Origin of the sequence: Shewanella oncorhynchi (genome assembly GCF_030848765.1) — a bacterium.
GTDB classification, from domain to species: Bacteria; Pseudomonadota; Gammaproteobacteria; order Enterobacterales; family Shewanellaceae; genus Shewanella; species Shewanella oncorhynchi.
The window spans coordinates 1,927,662-1,946,025 of sequence record NZ_CP132914.1; the positions used below are offsets into that span (position 1 = coordinate 1,927,662).

11 protein-coding genes, 2 tRNA genes and 3 rRNA genes are annotated in these 18,364 nt (G+C 46.8%); 13 read left to right on the forward strand and 3 right to left on the reverse strand.

All coding sequences use genetic code 11. The annotated features are described in order from the left end of the window. Nucleotides 1-16: 16 nt before the first annotated feature. From RA178_RS08670 to RA178_RS08700, 7 genes are all read left to right on the forward strand, one after another. Nucleotides 17-880 (forward strand): NAD(P)-binding domain-containing protein, encoded by an 864-nt coding sequence (locus tag RA178_RS08670; RefSeq protein ID WP_306685154.1) that lies wholly within the window; start codon nt 17-19, stop codon nt 878-880. Between the two features lie 121 nt (nt 881-1,001). Beyond that, complete coding sequence (locus RA178_RS08675) at nt 1,002-1,622, forward strand: thiol:disulfide interchange protein DsbA/DsbL (protein ID WP_306685155.1); 621 nt, start codon at nt 1,002-1,004, stop codon at nt 1,620-1,622. A gap of 632 nt (nt 1,623-2,254) precedes the next feature. After that, nucleotides 2,255-2,521, forward strand: a complete 267-nt coding sequence (locus RA178_RS08680) for a DUF4212 domain-containing protein (protein WP_006082142.1) — start codon at nt 2,255-2,257, stop codon at nt 2,519-2,521. An 11-nt stretch (nt 2,522-2,532) separates the two neighbouring features. Continuing rightward, on the forward strand, nt 2,533-4,269 hold the full coding sequence (locus RA178_RS08685; protein ID WP_131523557.1) for a sodium:solute symporter family protein: 1,737 nt from the start codon (nt 2,533-2,535) through the stop codon (nt 4,267-4,269). Between the two features lie 198 nt (nt 4,270-4,467). Next, nucleotides 4,468-6,315, forward strand: coding sequence for a DUF294 nucleotidyltransferase-like domain-containing protein (locus RA178_RS08690; protein WP_306685156.1), 1,848 nt, complete (start codon nt 4,468-4,470; stop codon nt 6,313-6,315). A 1-nt stretch (nt 6,316) separates the two neighbouring features. Continuing rightward, nucleotides 6,317-7,003: an exonuclease domain-containing protein gene (locus RA178_RS08695; RefSeq protein WP_306685157.1), complete on the forward strand. Its 687-nt coding sequence runs from the start codon at nt 6,317-6,319 to the stop codon at nt 7,001-7,003. Nucleotides 7,004-7,228: 225 nt separating this feature from the next. Further along, nucleotides 7,229-7,822: a lecithin retinol acyltransferase family protein gene (locus tag RA178_RS08700; protein ID WP_168824131.1), complete on the forward strand. Its 594-nt coding sequence runs from the start codon at nt 7,229-7,231 to the stop codon at nt 7,820-7,822. Nucleotides 7,823-7,909: 87 nt separating this feature from the next. Here the strand turns inward: RA178_RS08700 and RA178_RS08705 are convergent, their stop codons facing one another. Further along, entirely contained in the window at nt 7,910-8,977 is a 1,068-nt protein-coding gene (locus RA178_RS08705; protein WP_028760951.1) for a ketoacyl-ACP synthase III, read from the reverse strand. 91 nt (nt 8,978-9,068) lie between these two features. Then, nucleotides 9,069-9,740 (reverse strand): GntR family transcriptional regulator, encoded by a 672-nt coding sequence (locus RA178_RS08710; RefSeq protein WP_028760950.1) that lies wholly within the window; start codon nt 9,738-9,740, stop codon nt 9,069-9,071. 467 nt (nt 9,741-10,207) lie between these two features. Here RA178_RS08710 and gmhB point away from each other — a divergent pair, with 467 nt between their 5' ends. From gmhB to rrf, 6 genes are all read left to right on the forward strand, one after another. Further along, nucleotides 10,208-10,756 (forward strand): D-glycero-beta-D-manno-heptose 1,7-bisphosphate 7-phosphatase, encoded by a 549-nt coding sequence (gene gmhB / locus RA178_RS08715; protein WP_168824129.1) that lies wholly within the window; start codon nt 10,208-10,210, stop codon nt 10,754-10,756. A 643-nt stretch (nt 10,757-11,399) separates the two neighbouring features. After that, a 16S ribosomal RNA gene (locus tag RA178_RS08720) occupies nt 11,400-12,941 on the forward strand. Nucleotides 12,942-13,105: 164 nt separating this feature from the next. Then, a tRNA-Ile gene (locus tag RA178_RS08725) sits at nt 13,106-13,182 on the forward strand. A gap of 138 nt (nt 13,183-13,320) precedes the next feature. Continuing rightward, nucleotides 13,321-13,396, forward strand: a tRNA-Ala gene (locus RA178_RS08730). Nucleotides 13,397-13,758: 362 nt separating this feature from the next. Further along, a 23S ribosomal RNA gene (locus tag RA178_RS08735) occupies nt 13,759-16,661 on the forward strand. Nucleotides 16,662-16,848: 187 nt separating this feature from the next. Beyond that, nucleotides 16,849-16,964, forward strand: a 5S ribosomal RNA gene (rrf, locus tag RA178_RS08740). Together the 16S, 23S and 5S rRNA genes with 2 tRNA genes alongside form the textbook arrangement of a ribosomal RNA operon. A gap of 529 nt (nt 16,965-17,493) precedes the next feature. On the opposite strand, the gene RA178_RS08745 is transcribed toward rrf, so the two are convergent. Next, nucleotides 17,494-18,243: a DUF2057 domain-containing protein gene (locus RA178_RS08745; protein WP_306685158.1), complete on the reverse strand. Its 750-nt coding sequence runs from the start codon at nt 18,241-18,243 to the stop codon at nt 17,494-17,496. Between the last annotated feature and the right edge of the window lie 121 nt (nt 18,244-18,364).

Consider the following 18,364-nt stretch of genomic DNA (forward strand, 5'->3'; position numbering starts at 1 on the left):
TTCCCTTAGGGCTAATATGGCGAATGTAAAAGCAGAAAACAGCGCAGTAAAATCCAGTGTTGCTTTGGTCGGTTGTGGTTGGTTTGGTTTTGCTTTGGCAAAGCAACTTGTCCATGAGGGCTATCGAGTCACTGGCTGTAAGCGGAGTGCCGAAGAATTATCGGTATTAACTGAAGTCGGGATTGAAGCCTATCCGCTGCAATTGGGCCACGAAGCATCCTCTGCCCCCGATGCTCAGGCGTTAAGCGGTTTATTTCAGACCGATTATTTAGTGGTCAATATTCCTCCCCGATTAAAGCGTGGTAATGCAGCTTATCTTGAAGAATTACAACAACTCATCGCATTAACTCAAGGCTGGCAATATCAGCGGATTGTGTTTATCAGCACTACGGGCGTATATCCGACCCAAGATAAATTGATGACAGAAGCCGATGCGATGGCAGAATCAAGCGATAGCCAAGTGCTGTTAGATGCTGAAGCTTTATTTCAAGCATTGCCTCATACCTGTATCGTTCGTTTTGCTGGACTCGTCGGTCCTAAACGTCATCCTGGGCGTTTTCTTGCTGGAAAAACCGATGTGAGTGGGGCGAATATCGCGGTAAATTTAGTCCATCTTAGCGACTGTGTGCGCGCCGTTAGCGCCATTCTCGCGGCAATTCATTCTGGATTATCTGTGGCGCCGATTTATAATCTTTGCGCACCTTCACATCCGACTAAAGCTGAGTTTTATCAAGCTGCTGCTGAATCTCTAGGATTAGTCGGGCCAGAATTTAATCAACAATCTATGCCGAGTAAAGTCATCCAAGCTGACGCGATTGTCACAGATTTAGGCTTTCAATATCAGTATGTTTCGCCGCTGGATATGCTAGCGGCATGTTGAGAAAGGTTCATTACTGTAAAAGGTAAAAGTCGAACTTTTAGGTTATCTTTGGGTTCCAAGTTTGCTTGAGCAAATGTGTCATCCTTATTTAAACAAATGATGAATAAAAAGAGATAATATAATGAGCGTGTTTAATCGAGTTCGACCTTTAGTTGTATTTGCGTGCGGATTAATGCTGAGCGCCAGCTTTGCCCTGCAGGCTGCAAGTTTCGAAGAAGGCAAGGATTATGTCACTGTGGCGGGCATTACCGAAACGCAAAAGCCAGTGCTGCGGGAGTTTTTTTCTTATAACTGCACACATTGTTATAAGCAAGAACCGCTCATAGAGTCGACAGTAAAGCTGCTTGGCAAAGATGTGGCCTTTGAGCGTACCCCCGTTGGTGCAGGTCGTCCCGCTTGGGAATTGAGCCAGTTTGCCTATTATATGGCGCAAAAATTAAAGATGACTAAGCAAACCCATGGTGCCATTTTTAAGCAAATTCATGAGAAAGGTGAGCAATTTACCACCCTTGAGCAAGTAAAAGCCTTTTTCATTGCCCAAGGCGCTAGGGTGGATGATGTCGATGCCGCGATGAATTCCGTCGATGCTAAATTCACCCTAATGAATTATGACTCTCAAGCTGAGCTTGCTGGGATCAAGGGAGTACCGTCATTACTGGTTAATGGCCGTTATATGCTGACCTCAACCGCACATACTGCAGAAGAATTGGCGGCGTTAGTGAAGTTTTTAGCCGCGAAGTAACGGCATTTTATAGACGGACGGCATGCGATGTATCATGCGATGAAAGCCGCTTTTTGCGAGTAATTTTTAGTCACGTTCCCTCAAGGTGGATTGAGTAACCCAGCATAGGCTGGGTTATTTTTTGTTGTAAACCTGCAAGGTGACTGTGAGTCAAACCCTAACATTTTGACGAAATAACATGATGAAATAAAACGGTAAGCAATTGGCCTGACCTAGGTTTGATGAGGGATGTAACGTCTCTAATTGATTGAGAAACTCATGATTAAAACTCTCAATAATCTAGGCTAAAAATCTTAAATCATCTGATTTTTAGCCAGTCTAGAGCCGTATTAAAGGTCATTTAAATTTCTAATTTCCCTAGTTCAGACAATAAGTTATTTCTATTTATGGGTTGCAAGTCCTCTTTCTCCATTCACATACCACTCATTCTTGTTCGACATTGGTCTAACCTGTTAAAAAAGTTAAAACCGCATCAAAATGTAATATCATTGTTAACTCCTTGAATTTGTTTCTATTCGCTATTTTCGGACAGTGTTTTGAATCACGGGTTAGACGAAAGTCGTGATTGTGCTCACACCAGCTGTTGCTAGATTAAACATGACTTAAAATTAAAACAGCACAGGGGAGTCACTATGGGTTTTGAAAACAACGACAAGGCAAAGGGTTATTGGCGCGAGAATATTCGTCTCGTACTGAGCTTATTAGCCATTTGGGCGGCAGTTTCTTTTGGATGCGGCATTTTATTGGTTGATGTACTCAATGAAGTCCATTTCATGGGATTCAAATTAGGTTTCTGGTTTGCACAACAGGGATCTATGTATGTATTCGTTGCGCTTATCTTTGTCTACGCGGCAAAAGCCAACGCCTTAGATAAAAAATATAACGTACAAGAAGACTAAGGAGCTTTGAGATGGATGTTCAAACACTCACATATATTATCGTAGGGCTCTCATTTGCGCTCTACATTGGGATTGCAATCTGGACCCGTGCGGGTTCAACCAAAGAGTTCTATGTTGCTGGCGGCGGTGTTCACCCTGTGGTGAACGGTATGGCAACGGCGGCAGATTGGATGTCAGCGGCGTCATTTATTTCGTTAGCGGGTATTGTGTCTTTCGTCGGTTACGATGGTAGCGTGTACTTGATGGGCTGGACGGGCGGCTACGTATTGCTTGCCCTTTGTATGGCACCGTATTTACGTAAATTTGGTAAGTTTACTGTGCCAGATTTCGTCGGTGAGCGTTATTACTCACAGGCGGCACGTACAGTCGCGGTTATCTGCGCTATCTTTATTTGCTTTACGTATATTGCAGGGCAAATGCGTGGCGTGGGTGTTGTGTTCTCGCGTTTCCTTGAAGTGGATGTGGATACGGGCGTATATATCGGTATGGCGGTCGTGTTCTTCTACGCGGTACTCGGTGGTATGAAAGGGATTACCTACACTCAGGTTGCCCAATACTGTGTACTGATTTTCGCCTTTATGGTTCCGGCTATTTTCCTTTCAGTGATGATGACGGGCCACTTAGTTCCGCAAATTGGTTTTGGTGCTGAGTTACTGGATGCCGCTGGTAATAATAGCGGTGTGTATTTGTTAGAAAAACTCAATAACGTTTCGGTTGAGCTCGGCTTTGCACCTTACACCGACGGTTCTAAGAGCATGATAGATGTGTTCTGTATTACGGGTGCCTTGATGGTGGGTACTGCGGGTTTACCCCATGTTATCGTGCGTTTCTTCACTGTACCTAAGGTGAAGGATGCACGTATCACTGCAGGATGGTCGCTTGTTTTTATTGCGATTATGTACACCACAGTGCCTGCGTTAGCAGCGTTCTCCCGTGTGAACATGATTGAAACTATTAACGGTCCCGATTCTAAAGGTGTGGCTTATGAGTCTGCACCAGATTGGATTAAGAACTGGGAAAAAACCGGTTTGATTAAGTGGGATGATAAAAATGGCGACGGTAAAATTTACTATTCGTCAGGTAAGATTGAAGATCCCGCTAGCAAAAATGAAATGAAGATTGATAACGATATTATCGTACTTGCTACGCCAGAAATCGCTAATTTACCAGCTTGGGTTATCGCCCTTGTGGCGGCGGGTGGTTTAGCAGCTGCGTTATCAACATCTGCAGGCTTGCTATTGGTGATTTCAACGTCGGTTTCACACGACCTATTGAAAAAGAATTTAATGCCTAACCTTTCCGATAAAAAAGAGCTGCTATACGCTCGCTTGGCGGCAGGTATTGGCATTGTGATTGCGGGTTACTTTGGGGTGAACCCTCCTGGTTTCGTGGCGGCAGTGGTGGCATTCGCCTTCGGATTAGCGGCTTCCTCACTGTTCCCTGCCATTGTTATGGGTATTTTCTCTAAGACAATGAATAAAGAAGGTGCGATTGCCGGTATGTTAACGGGTCTACTGTTTACTGCTGGTTATATCATCTACTTCAAGTTTGTTGATCCAACGGCTAACATCGCGGCTAACTGGTTCCTGGGTATTTCACCAGAAGGTATTGGTATGGTAGGCATGTTAGTGAACTTCGGTGTGGCAGCTATAGTGAGTCGAGTCACTGCGGCAACACCACTGCATGTTCAGGAGATGGTTGAATCGATTCGTTTCCCTAAAGGTTCGGGTGAAGCAAGCGGCCACTAACCTTACTGCGTAATGGTGAGTATCAACACAAGAGAGCGCTTCGGCGCTCTTTTTTATGGCTCTTTGGCCAGCCTTTATCACTCTGTGGGGCGTCACTTTATTATGCTTGCGGCTGACTTTAGTCGAATGTAGCGTAGCGACAATGCAGGCTATAGTGATGACATCTCAGTAAAAATTCGCCTAAAGAAGGTGTTGCCTATGAATGCCAGTGAGTTACAACCCGTAGTGCAATTTCTACAGGGACTTGTGCCCTTTGATGCTCTGCCTGAGGATGTAGTCGTGCGCTGCGCTAAGGCTGTTACTGTTGGGTATTACAGCAAAGCCTCTGGTTATGTTAATTTCGACGCGAATTCGCCTAAGTTGTATATGGTGCGTAGCGGCGCCTTTGAGGTGCGCGATCCTGACGGCGTGTTGGTGGATAGAGTGGGCGAGGGTGAGTTTTTTGGCTTTTCTACTTTGTTATCAGGGGAAAAAGTCGTTAATAAAGTCGCTATTCTTGAAGACGGTCTAGTTTATCATCTGCCCCAAGCCTTGTTTGATAGCCTTAGGAGTGAGAGTCGTCACTTCGATAAGTTTTTTACCCGCGCCTTCGCAAAGCGTTTACGCCATGAGGCCCGCTTTAAGGCAAAGGATCTGACGACCACAAGTCGGATCAGCACGTTAATGTCTTCCACTCCCATCGTTATTGATGCCCAAGCTAGCGTGACTCAGGCGGCACTCTTGATGCGAAATCGCCGAGTATCGTCCTTATTGGTGACGGATAATCATAAATTGGTTGGCATTTTAACCGATAAGGATTTGCGTAATCGCGTGTTAGCAGCAGGGCTTGATGGCAGCGTTGCTGTGCATCAAGCCATGACCGTTTCACCTATCTCGATTTCCTCCAATGCATTGATTTTTGAAGCTATGCTGCTGATGAGTGAGCATAACATTCATCACTTACCGATTATCGATCAAGATAAAGCTATCGGTATGGTGACCAGTACCGACATCTTGCGAGGGCAGGGCTCACAACCGCTACTGTTGATTGGTGAGATTGAACGGCAGCAGGATCTTGCCAGTTTAATTGGCGTCAGTAAGCAAATTCCCCTATTGCTGCAAAATCTTATTAGTGCCGATGCCAGAGCTGAAGAAATTGGCCGAGTGTTAACCTCTGTCACCGATGCGCTGACGCGGCGATTAATTGTGCTCAATCAGCAATTACTCGGTGAACCGCCCATGGCCTTTTGCTGGTTGGCATTTGGCTCCCAGGGACGACAAGATCAGGCTGCGTGTTCAGATCAAGATAATGGCTTGTTAGTCGCAGAAGAGATGGATGATTTTGCTAAAGGTTATTTTGATGCCTTAACCCATGCCGTGTGCGCAGGGCTTGACCAATGCGGTTATGAATTTTGTCCCGGCAATATTATGGCGCAAAATCCCCAATGGCGGATGTCACTCAAACAGTGGCAACAGGTATTTGAAAAATGGGTCATAACGCCTGAGCCTAAGGCGTTAATGCACGCCAGCATCTTCTTCGATATGCGATCGGTTTACGGTCCGCAAACCCTTTTTGATGCCTTACAGGATAAAGTCTTAGCTCAAACCCGCGATAATGATATTTTCCTCGCGGGTATGACTGGTAATTCGCTGGTGGAGTCGCCGCCGCTAGGATTTTTCCGCAAATTTGTACTCGAACGGGATGGTAGCGAAGTTAAAGGCATAGATTTGAAACATAAGGGCAATGCATTGATCAACGATATTGCCCGTGTTTATGCCTTGTCTGCGGGCATTAAAGAAGTGAATACTGCAAAACGTATTCGTGCCTTGATGGATGCGAATATTCTCAATCGACAAGATGCGCTCAATTTGGCTGATGCCCACGAGTTTATCGCCCATATGCGGTTATCGAACCAAGGTTATCAATATAATCAAGGGGTAGAGGTGAGTAATTATTTGCTGCCTGGGCATTTATCTTCGCTGGTTCGTCATCAGTTACGTGACGCTTTTAAAGTCGTACATGAGGCGCAGGCGGGGATGAAGATGAAATTTATGCGAAGCTTTTGATATGAATACATTGTTGCTGAAAACTCAGCTCAATTGGCGGGCGCTGCGTTGCCAACATCATTTATTTAAAGGCTATTATCAGTCGCTGTTGCCTCTGCTGGCAATGCCGTTATCCGAAGCGCCGTTAACGGCGATGGATTTGGAGATGACAGGGCTCAATCCGCAGCAAGATCAAATTCTCAGCATTGGATTGGTGCCGATTGAGCGCGGTGAGATCCCGTTGGTACGCGCCGAGCAAAAGTTAGTGCAAATTCGCGGCAGCGTAGGCCAAAGCGCGACGATCCACGGCATTCTTGATAATCATTTGGTGCAAGCTGTCACCATTGAGGAAGCCATGGGCTGGTTTATCAATCAAACCTATGGCCGTGTGCTGGTGGCACATCATGCCCCTTTAGATTGTCGTTTTTTACAGCAGGATTTATTGACGATTTATCATCAAGCCCTTGTTTTACCTGCAATTGATACTTTAATGGTTGAAAAGCACCGTTTACTACGGGAACACTCAGTGATTAAAGAGGGGAGCTTGCGTCTCGGTGCTTGTCGCGAACGTTACAGTTTACCCATTTATACAGCCCATAGCGCACTGACCGATGCCTTAGCTTGTGGGGAATTATTACTCGCGCAAATGGCTGCTATGGGCGGTGCGGCAAAGCTTACTGTGGCTGATTTACTGCAAAAATCGACTTAGTCAGTGCTAACAGAAATCACTCTTTGTGGTGAGTGAATTCATTTGAGATGGATTGATTTCACTTTGATTTCACTTTGATTTCACTTTGATTTCATCTTAGGTTAATCACTGACAGGCTAAACTCAGTTTACATTTAATCCTCTATTCAAATTCAACCTGCCGTTAGCTTGGCAATCCAACCAACTTGTACTTCACTCTACTAAGTCGAGTGTGTAGGAGAATATGATGCCGTTACCTTTACTTTGGGTGGGTGGTGCCGTAATAGGTGCGGTTTTGCTGGCCGATGAGCGCCAGCAGCGTCAACAGCTCGAGCGTGACAGATTACTCGGTAAGGCCCCTAAGTACCCCGCTGCCAATCGCGCTATGATGGCAGCACCGAGTCAATGGCAAAAGGGATTAAAACAAGTATCGCCAATTCCTGGGAGTATCGTCTGTTGTTATGTTTTTGGTGTGATTGAGCATACTGGCATTTGGCTTGGTGATGATTGCCTCGTAGAGTTACATGGCTCAGGGCTGGTGCGGGCTGTATCGGTAAAGCGTTTTTTAGCGGGACGGACCGGTAGCCAAATCTATCTTGCCTGTAATCACCAACATCAGCCTCTTATTGCCGAGTCTGTGTTGCCCCGCGCTGAACAGGCGATTTATCAGTATCGGGAATATGATTTATTCGACAATAATTGCCATCGATTTGTCTGGTCTTGTATTAGTGGTAGCGAAGGCGTGATTAAAGGCTTTAATGAGTTAAATCAAAAACTCGCCGAACATTTTAATCAAGCTATCTATTGGGATGAGATGATCATTAGCAAGCTGAATGAATAAGTTCTGTAGTCATAAACTAAAAAAGCCATCGATTAAGATGGCTTTTTGTTTTAGTGAAACACTATGTAATCGTTTTGCAAAAACCGTTTACGGCTTACAAAAATAATCTACAGCGCGTTTGACTAACTCTATGCCTGTTTTATCGCAAGGTGGTAACTCGGCATCACTGATATTGATAGGTGTGACACGATTTCCCCATTGCAGCAAGAGTGCGGCAGAGGTTAAGCCTGCGCCAAAGGCACAAGAGAGTATGGTTTGATTCGGCTTGATAATGCCTTGTTCTAACGCATCACAAATGGCAATTGGAATCGTCGCCGCCGAGGTATTGCCATAATTAGCGATGTTCACGAAGGCTTTTTCTTTCGGGATTTTCATTCGGCTAACTAAGGTATCAATAATACGTTCGTTGGCTTGATGCGGGATCACGAGATCCACTTCATCCTTATCAACACCACATTTTTCAAGCACTTTAGTGCTCAATTTATTCATTCCGTTAATCGCACGCTTGAAGATTTCTTGGCCATCGAATTCAATGAAAAAGTCCAATGAGTCGGCTGAGAATCTGTCCATCGCCGTGCCAAAGCCCGCTTTCAGAATATCACGACCTTCAGGATCGTTATTCAGCTCATAACCGAGCACGCCACCGGCAACATCTGTCGCTTCAACCACAACGGCACCTGCACCATCACCAAATAGCACTGCGGTTTCGCGGCGTGACCAATCTAAATAGAAAGATAAACGTTCAGCACCAATGACTAATACTTTCTTACTCTGGCCACTCTTGATTTGTGAGCTGGCTAAACCTAAGCCATATAAGAAGCCACTGCAGGCAGCATTGATATCGAATGCGGCACAACTGGCGCCAATATTAGCTTGTACAGTGGATGCAATATTTGGGATCAAAGTGTCTGGGCTGGCACTGGCAAGAATGATCATGTCGATTTCACTGCCATCAATACCTGCTGCTGCGAGCGCACGTTGTGCTGCAACTGAAGCAAGTTCAGAGGTATTTACATGACTGATATGGCGCTGGCTGATCCCTGTGCGAGATTTAATCCATTCGTCGGATGTCTCGATAAAGGTCGCAAGATCATCGTTGGTCAGCGTGGCTGGTGGAACACATTTGCCCCAACCTGTGATAGTGGCGTACTGCATGGTGGTTTCTCTCAAATAAAAAAGGCAGAACCTGAGCGCTGCCTTGAATCGACAACAAAGCTTATCGGCAACTCTAATGGCCGTCCGTGATCTAGACCACCTGTTTGGCGACGAGATCTCGAATTGTCATTGCGGCATGCAGAATATGATGACGCAGTAGCGCCGTCGCTTTTTCTGTTTCTCTCAGTTTGCAGTGGTTGAGCAAAGCCCTGTGCTCATGCTCTGCGGCAGGAATTCCCCCCGCGAGCAATAACTGCAAACGAATGTATCTATCACAATTAGTATTGAGGCCGTGAACAACCTCAAGGGTGTGTGGGCGATTAGCCGCCTGATATAAGCAAGTGTGAAATTGCGTATTCAACTCGCTCCAACTGGCGACGGCATCTTCATGTTTGAAGGCCGACTCCAATTGCTCGAGTACACGTTCTGCTTTTTCTAAATCAGCCTCTTGAAGTCGTGGGATCGCTTTCGCAAGCAGATCGGTTTCGATCATTGCACGTAATTCAAAGAGTTCGGTGACTTGTTCGACGGATAAAACGGTCGCAGTCGCACCTTTATGGGGCTCAAACTTAACGAGTCCTTCAGCTTCGAGTTGCAATAATGCTTCTCTTACCGGAATACGGCTGACATTTAACGCTTCAGCCAAGGCACTTTGTCTGAGGGGTTCTCCTGCGGCTATGTCACCTGAAAGAATTCTCTCTCTGAGCACTTCCACAACTAACTGGGTGCGGGTTTTGTGGACGATAGGCGTAGTTCGACTCATTATTTCCGTCTATTTCGGGTATTTTCTCGTTATTTGCCCAAGATTACCGTTAAAAACACCACAAATAAAGGGAAATGCTTGATTGAGTGCAGCATCTAAGAGACTAACAATGTCCAAACGACGGGGTTTTTTGTGGTTTTCTCTTACGATTTGAAGCGCATTACTTGCGAGCGGCTTCGATGGCAACAGTAGCAATTATTTGTAAAAATGCTGTTCAGCTTCTTCGATTGAGTATTTTGATTAAAACAGTGCCATTACACATTCCACTGCTGGATTTTTTGTACGCTGCTTTGGTGGGACAATTGCTATCTCGCATAGACACAAGCTGTGCATAGAGATTTGCCTGTACAGCCACGAAATATCACTAACGCGCAATTTAGCGCTAAAAGCATAACTTCGCGGTGCAATTTCTGATAATGAATGGAATAATAGCGCGATAACGCCTTAGGCGATTTGGGAGTATTACAGTGAGTCGAGCAGTATTTTTAGACCGTGATGGTGTGATTAACAAAGACCATGGTTATGTCCACCTAGTGGATGACTTCGAATATATTGACGGTGTGTTTGAATCTTGCCTCTCTTTAAAAGAAATGGGCTACAAGTTAGTTGTCGTCACTAATCAATCCGGTATTGCCCGTGGCATGTATACTGAAGACCAATTCCACAGCTTAACGGAGTGGATGGATTGGAACTTTGCCGACAAAGGGGTCGAGCTCGATGGTATTTACTATTGCCCGCATCATGCCGAGAAAGGCATAGGGGAATATAAGGTCGATTGTGATTGCCGTAAACCTAAGCCGGGTATGCTCAATGATGCGGCGCAATTCTTAAAAATCGACTTAGCGAACTCAGTCATGGTTGGCGACAAAGCCGAAGATATGCAGGCCGCGAAAGCTGCGGGCGTGACTACTCGTATATTAGTGCGCAGTGGTAAGGTTATTGCTGATGACAGTGATGCCACTGTGGTACTCGACAGTATTGCCGATGTGCCAGCTTACTTAAAAAGCGTGGGTTAGTTGGAGTTCTACTACTTATAATCAGTTCATCATGGGCTGATTCGTCAACCAAGGTTGCGATATAAGCGGTGCCAGTTGTTGCTCTTGTTGGATAGAAATCAGAAGTAAAGCTATTTCGCATGAGATAAAGAGCTAACCAATAGGTTGGCTCTTGTCATTTCTAGCGCTGGATTAATCTCATCTTTGCCCTTAATTCAGCATAGATTCGATAATATTGGCGTTAAAACACACTTTTAGTTTAAAAAGTGTGCGCTTGAATCGTTTTTCGTAATTATTCGCGCCAAAGGGGTTGCGGTAAAATCTGACATCCCTATAATGCGCATCCACTGACCCAGTGGGGTCAAGGGTTAAATGCTGAATAAGCTGCTAACCATGCTCTTTAACAATTTATCAAGCAAATCTGTGTGGACACTCACAGGTGTTGAGTTAATCGAAACTGCTTAGCCTTAGGGTTGGCAGTCAAAAATTTAAATCAATGTTTTCAAGTCATTCTCCTTAACAGGAAGCGTGATTGAGTGTTCATAGTAATATGTACATACAGTAATGTATGAATTGAAACGCGATGCTTCTTAGTGAGCAAAGCGAATCAAAACAGTAGAATTCATTGAGCCGCTGAAGTCGTAAGACGGAAGCAACAAAACTTTAATTGAAGAGTTTGATCATGGCTCAGATTGAACGCTGGCGGCAGGCCTAACACATGCAAGTCGAGCGGCAGCGCAAGGGAGTTTACTCCTGAGGCGGCGAGCGGCGGACGGGTGAGTAATGCCTAGGGATCTGCCCAGTCGAGGGGGATAACAGTTGGAAACGACTGCTAATACCGCATACGCCCTACGGGGGAAAGGAGGGGACCTTCGGGCCTTCCGCGATTGGATGAACCTAGGTGGGATTAGCTAGTTGGTGAGGTAATGGCTCACCAAGGCGACGATCCCTAGCTGTTCTGAGAGGATGATCAGCCACACTGGGACTGAGACACGGCCCAGACTCCTACGGGAGGCAGCAGTGGGGAATATTGCACAATGGGGGAAACCCTGATGCAGCCATGCCGCGTGTGTGAAGAAGGCCTTCGGGTTGTAAAGCACTTTCAGTAGGGAGGAAAGGGTGTAGTTTAATACGCTATATCTGTGACGTTACCTACAGAAGAAGGACCGGCTAACTCCGTGCCAGCAGCCGCGGTAATACGGAGGGTCCGAGCGTTAATCGGAATTACTGGGCGTAAAGCGTGCGCAGGCGGTTTGTTAAGCGAGATGTGAAAGCCCTGGGCTCAACCTAGGAATAGCATTTCGAACTGGCGAACTAGAGTCTTGTAGAGGGGGTAGAATTCCAGGTGTAGCGGTGAAATGCGTAGAGATCTGGAGGAATACCGGTGGCGAAGGCGGCCCCCTGGACAAAGACTGACGCTCATGCACGAAAGCGTGGGGAGCAAACAGGATTAGATACCCTGGTAGTCCACGCCGTAAACGATGTCTACTCGGAGTTTGGTGTCTTGAACACTGGGCTCTCAAGCTAACGCATTAAGTAGACCGCCTGGGGAGTACGGCCGCAAGGTTAAAACTCAAATGAATTGACGGGGGCCCGCACAAGCGGTGGAGCATGTGGTTTAATTCGATGCAACGCGAAGAACCTTACCTACTCTTGACATCCACGGAATTCGCTAGAGATAGCTTAGTGCCTTCGGGAACCGTGAGACAGGTGCTGCATGGCTGTCGTCAGCTCGTGTTGTGAAATGTTGGGTTAAGTCCCGCAACGAGCGCAACCCCTATCCTTATTTGCCAGCACGTAATGGTGGGAACTCTAGGGAGACTGCCGGTGATAAACCGGAGGAAGGTGGGGACGACGTCAAGTCATCATGGCCCTTACGAGTAGGGCTACACACGTGCTACAATGGCGAGTACAGAGGGTTGCAAAGCCGCGAGGTGGAGCTAATCTCACAAAGCTCGTCGTAGTCCGGATTGGAGTCTGCAACTCGACTCCATGAAGTCGGAATCGCTAGTAATCGTGGATCAGAATGCCACGGTGAATACGTTCCCGGGCCTTGTACACACCGCCCGTCACACCATGGGAGTGGGCTGCAAAAGAAGTGGGTAGCTTAACCTTCGGGGGGGCGCTCACCACTTTGTGGTTCATGACTGGGGTGAAGTCGTAACAAGGTAGCCCTAGGGGAACCTGGGGCTGGATCACCTCCTTACCTATACGACTAACTTAATGTTTGTTGAGTGTTCACACAGATTTGCTTGATAGAAGAAAGAGTAAAAGATGGGTCTGTAGCTCAGCTGGTTAGCACCCCAATCCCTTCATAAAGAGTAGGGTGAGGTCGGTGGTTCTAGATGGTTGTAGATTTATCAATAAGATGGGTCTGTAGCTCAGCTGGTTAGAGCGCACCCCTGATAAGGGTGAGGTCGGTGGTTCAAGTCCACTCTGACCCACCAAATCTTCGTTCTCTTTTGTTAAATTAACACTCGTTTAGTGAACTAAACGTTGCGTTAATTTGCCGCGGATAACTCGATTTGGCAAACCAATCCTTTTAGAGGTTTGGAACATCTTACTTACTCGCACTGCATGTAAATGGGGCTATAGCTCAGCTGGGAGAGCGCCTGCCTTGCACGCAGGAGGTCTGCGGTTCGATCCCGCATAGCTCCACCATTTACACCTTATTCTGACTTTATTGCAAAGTAATAAGACATATGCACTATGGATAGAGATGCCAAAGATAAACTTAAAAATTATCTTTGGCTTTTTTAAGCCCGCTCTTTAACAATTTGGAAAGCTGATAGTATTTAATTGCATGAGTCTGTCATGTGATTAATTACAAAACGTTTAATGCGCAAGCATTGAACATGAGTTCTCAAACACTTTATTAAGTGTCTTGAATATTCAATAGTAAATTATTCTTTGCTGAATAGTTTACGTCTAAGGCGCGTCCACTTCTTTGGTCAGAAGTGAGACAAGTAAAACCAAGCTGGTCGCAATGCGGCGCAGGTGAGTGAAACTCATTTGGGTTGTATGGTTAAGCGACTAAGCGTATACGGTGGATGCCTTGGCAGTCAGAGGCGATGAAGGACGTAGTAACTTGCGAAAAGCGTTGGCGAGCTAGTAACAAGCATTTGAGCTAACGATGTCCGAATGGGGGAACCCAGCAGCATAAGCTGTTATCGCAACATGAATACATAGTGTTGCGAGGCGAACGAGGGGAACTGAAACATCTAAGTACCCTTAGGAAAAGAAATCAACCGAGATTCCCCTAGTAGCGGCGAGCGAACGGGGATTAGCCCTTAAGTCAGTGGGGTGTTAGTGGAATGCGTTGGAAAGCGCAGCGGCACAGGGTGATAGCCCCGTACATGAAAACTAACCATTGATGAAAACGAGTAAGGCGGGACACGTGACATCCTGTTTGAATATGGGGGGACCATCCTCCAAGGCTAAATACTCCTGACTGACCGATAGTGAACCAGTACCGTGAGGGAAAGGCGAAAAGAACCCCTGTGAGGGGAGTGAAATAGAACCTGAAACCGTATACGTACAAGCAGTGGGAGCGGTTCTTGAGACCGTGACTGCGTACCTTTTGTATAATGGGTCAGCGACTTACATTTTGTAGCGAGGTTAAGCGAATAGCGGAGCCGTAGGGAAACCGAGTGTTAACTGCGCGTTTAGTTGCAAGGTGTAGACCCGAAACCCGGTGATCTAGCCATGGGCAGGTTGAAGGTTGAGTAACATCAACTGGAGGACCGAACCGACTAATGTTGAAAAATTAGCGGATGACTTGTGGCTGGGGGTGAAAGGCCAATCAAACCGGGAGATATCTGGTTCTCCTCGAAAGCTATTTAGGTAGCGCCTCGAGCGAATACCATTGGGGGTAGAGCACTGTTAAGGCTAGGGGGTCATCCCGACTTACCAACCCTTTGCAAACTCCGAATACCAATGAGTACTACTCGGGAGACAGACGGCGGGTGCTAACGTCCGTCGTCAAAAGGGAAACAACCCAGACCGTCAGCTAAGGTCCCAAAGTACTAGCTAAGTGGGAAACGATGTGGGAAGGCTTAGACAGCTAGGATGTTGGCTTAGAAGCAGCCATCATTTAAAGAAAGCGTAATAGCTCACTAGTCGAGTCGGCCTGCGCGGAAGATGTAACGGGGCTAAGCTAGTCACCGAAGCTACGGGTGCACAGTTTACTGTGCGCGGTAGAGGAGCGTTCTGTAAGCCGTTGAAGGTGAAGGGGTAACCCACGCTGGAGGTATCAGAAGTGCGAATGCTGACATGAGTAACGATAAAGGGGGTGAAAAACCCCCTCGCCGAAAGACCAAGGGTTCCTGTCCAACGTTAATCGGGGCAGGGTGAGTCGACCCCTAAGGTGAGGCCGAAAGGCGTAATCGATGGGAAACAGATTAATATTTCTGTACTTCCGCTAACTGCGATGGAGAGACGGAGAAGGCTAGGCTAGCGCGGCGTTGGTAGTCCGCGTTTAAGGTGGTAGGTGGTGTTCTTAGGCAAATCCGGGGACACGTACTTAAATGTACACACTGAGAGCTGATGACGAGGTCCTAAGGGACTGAAGTAGTTGATGCCATGCTTCCAGGAAAATCTTCTAAGCTTCAGGTTAGTGGGAATCGTACCCCAAACCGACACAGGTGGTCGGGTAGAGAATACCAAGGCGCTTGAGAGAACTCGGCTGAAGGAACTAGGCAAAATGGTACCGTAACTTCGGGAGAAGGTACGCTCCTGTTGGTGATGAGACTTGCTCTCTAAGCTGACGGGAGTCGCAGATACCAGGTGGCTGCAACTGTTTATCAAAAACACAGCACTGTGCAAACTCGCAAGAGGAAGTATACGGTGTGACGCCTGCCCGGTGCCGGAAGGTTAATTGATTGGGTTATCGCAAGAGAAGCTCATGATCGAAGCCCCGGTAAACGGCGGCCGTAACTATAACGGTCCTAAGGTAGCGAAATTCCTTGTCGGGTAAGTTCCGACCTGCACGAATGGCGTAATGATGGCCACGCTGTCTCCAGCCGAGACTCAGTGAAGTTGAAATTGCGGTGAAGATGCCGTATACCCGCGGCTAGACGGAAAGACCCCGTGAACCTTTACTATAGCTTGGCACTGAACATTGAACCTACATGTGTAGGATAGGTGGGAGACTATGAAGTTGTGACGCTAGTCATGATGGAGTCGTCCTTGAAATACCACCCTTGTAGTTTTGATGTTCTAACCTAGGTCCCTTATCGGGATTAGGGACAGTGCCTGGTGGGTAGTTTGACTGGGGCGGTCTCCTCCCAAAGAGTAACGGAGGAGCACGAAGGTTGGCTAAGTACGGTCGGACATCGTACGGTTAGTGCAATGGCATAAGCCAGCTTAACTGCGAGACATACACGTCGAGCAGGTACGAAAGTAGGTCATAGTGATCCGGTGGTTCTGAATGGAAGGGCCATCGCTCAACGGATAAAAGGTACTCCGGGGATAACAGGCTGATACCGCCCAAGAGTTCATATCGACGGCGGTGTTTGGCACCTCGATGTCGGCTCATCACATCCTGGGGCTGAAGTCGGTCCCAAGGGTATGGCTGTTCGCCATTTAAAGTGGTACGCGAGCTGGGTTCAGAACGTCGTGAGACAGTTCGGTCCCTATCTGCCGTGGGCGTTGGATGATTGAAGGGAGCTGCTCCTAGTACGAGAGGACCGGAGTGGACGAACCGCTGGTGTTCGGGTTGTCATGCCAATGGCATTGCCCGGTAGCTACGTTCGGAATCGATAACCGCTGAAAGCATCTAAGCGGGAAGCGAGCCCTAAGATGAGTCATCCCTAGGAATTTAATTCCTCTAAAGAGCCGTTCGAGACTAGGACGTTGATAGGCATGGTGTGTAAGCGTTGTGAGGCGTTGAGCTAACATGTACTAATGACTCGAGAGGCTTAACCATACAACCCAGATGGGTTTTACTGAAAATGTTCCAGACATTTTCTAGCACTTCCTCCTTCCATGGAGGTCGTACGAAAAGCCTTAGACAGAATACAGATGCTTGATAAAGTTAAAGACTCAAAGAAAATCAGCTTTCCGAATTATTATTAACGTGGTCCAGAGATGGACACGGTAATAAACAGAATTTGCTTGGTGACAATAGCCTTGTGGAACCACCTGATCCCATCCCGAACTCAGAAGTGAAACGCAAACGCGCCGATGGTAGTGTGGGGTCTCCCCATGTGAGAGTAGGTCATCGCCAAGCATCCAAATAAACACCAAAGCCCTAGCCTAAACCGCTAGGGCTTTGGTGTTTATACGCTTCGCAAAAACTTATCTCGATGTCAACCCGCCGCTGAGCGGGGTCCCCAGCTGCGCAATACATTGCTCCGCGCGACACATCATCAAAATGCTGCGCATTTTAGGCAATGATGACTCGCCCCCATGTATCCCCTTCAGGGATAAAAGAAAGTAGGTCACCGCCAAGCGCCTAATGATCTCATTGAGATGTAACGAAGCCAGCTGATAAGCTGGTTTTTTTGCGTCTGCAATTTACATGTTTTAGCGTTTTTGAAACCGTTTCATTGTTTGAAATAACATTAAGCTGTGAAGTGGTAATGGGTTTACTGAACACTTTCTTAATGAGCTTAAGTTTTACTAAGTTCTCATTTTATGGACTCTAATAGAGCCGCCAGTTCATAGTGACACTAAGCTGGCGGTCTGAAATAGATAGCTGAAGCAATGTTGATGGTTAGAGGACAAATACTCTCTTCAACGCTTGCGTGCTCTATGGGTCACTCTTTGTTGATTTTAGCTTTGAAGCTGGCTTTGGTATTGTCGTTAGCTTGTTTGTACCAGTAATCCAGCATTTGACTGATTTCAGCTTGGCTAGGTGTCGTCGCTGGAGTGATTTGCTGAGCCTTATCATTGTTCGCTGCGACTGCTGACGACATAACTGCTGGCGCGATCAAGCTCGTGGATGTGGCTGCTGATGTTTGGTGTATTTGCGGCTGGCTTGCCAATACTGGTGCAATGGCGTCGCTTGCTTGCGTTGTTGCGGTATTCATAGTGAGATTTAATGAAGCCGGATGATTGCTAAGGTTGTACTGCAGTATCTCGTGTTCGAAATCCCGTCCCAGTTGAATGCCATTCTTAATCAATTTATCACTGGTAAAACCCACTGCTTCATCTTGAGCATTTAATAGTGTCAGCTTAGGTGACTCATCAAATTTCTTTGCATCTCTGGCTGAGTTGATGGCGGGAAGTGTCAGCGTGAGTGTTTGTGCTGATGCATCAAAACGGACGATGAGCACGTCGGAGAGATAATGCACTGAGTCAGCTTGTTGTCGATATTGCGCGGCATAACGGAAGGCAATCTGATTGGTCCCATCGGCTAAAACGAGATCGCCACTCTTTACGGCTGGCTTGCCATTGACCGTTAACACTTCAGCATTTTTAGGTAGTTTGAGATGAACATCGGCCGTTGCTGGCTGCACAGTCCCCAGCACTAATGCCGTGGCACATAAGATTGATTGATATTTCATAAGCTTTCTCTGTTGTTGCGAGGACGCCGCTAAATAATAAGGCAGATATTTGGCGACACAAAGCAGGTTTAACCTTTAGTGTGGAGCATGATGAACTAAATGGCGACACGCCGTTTATAGA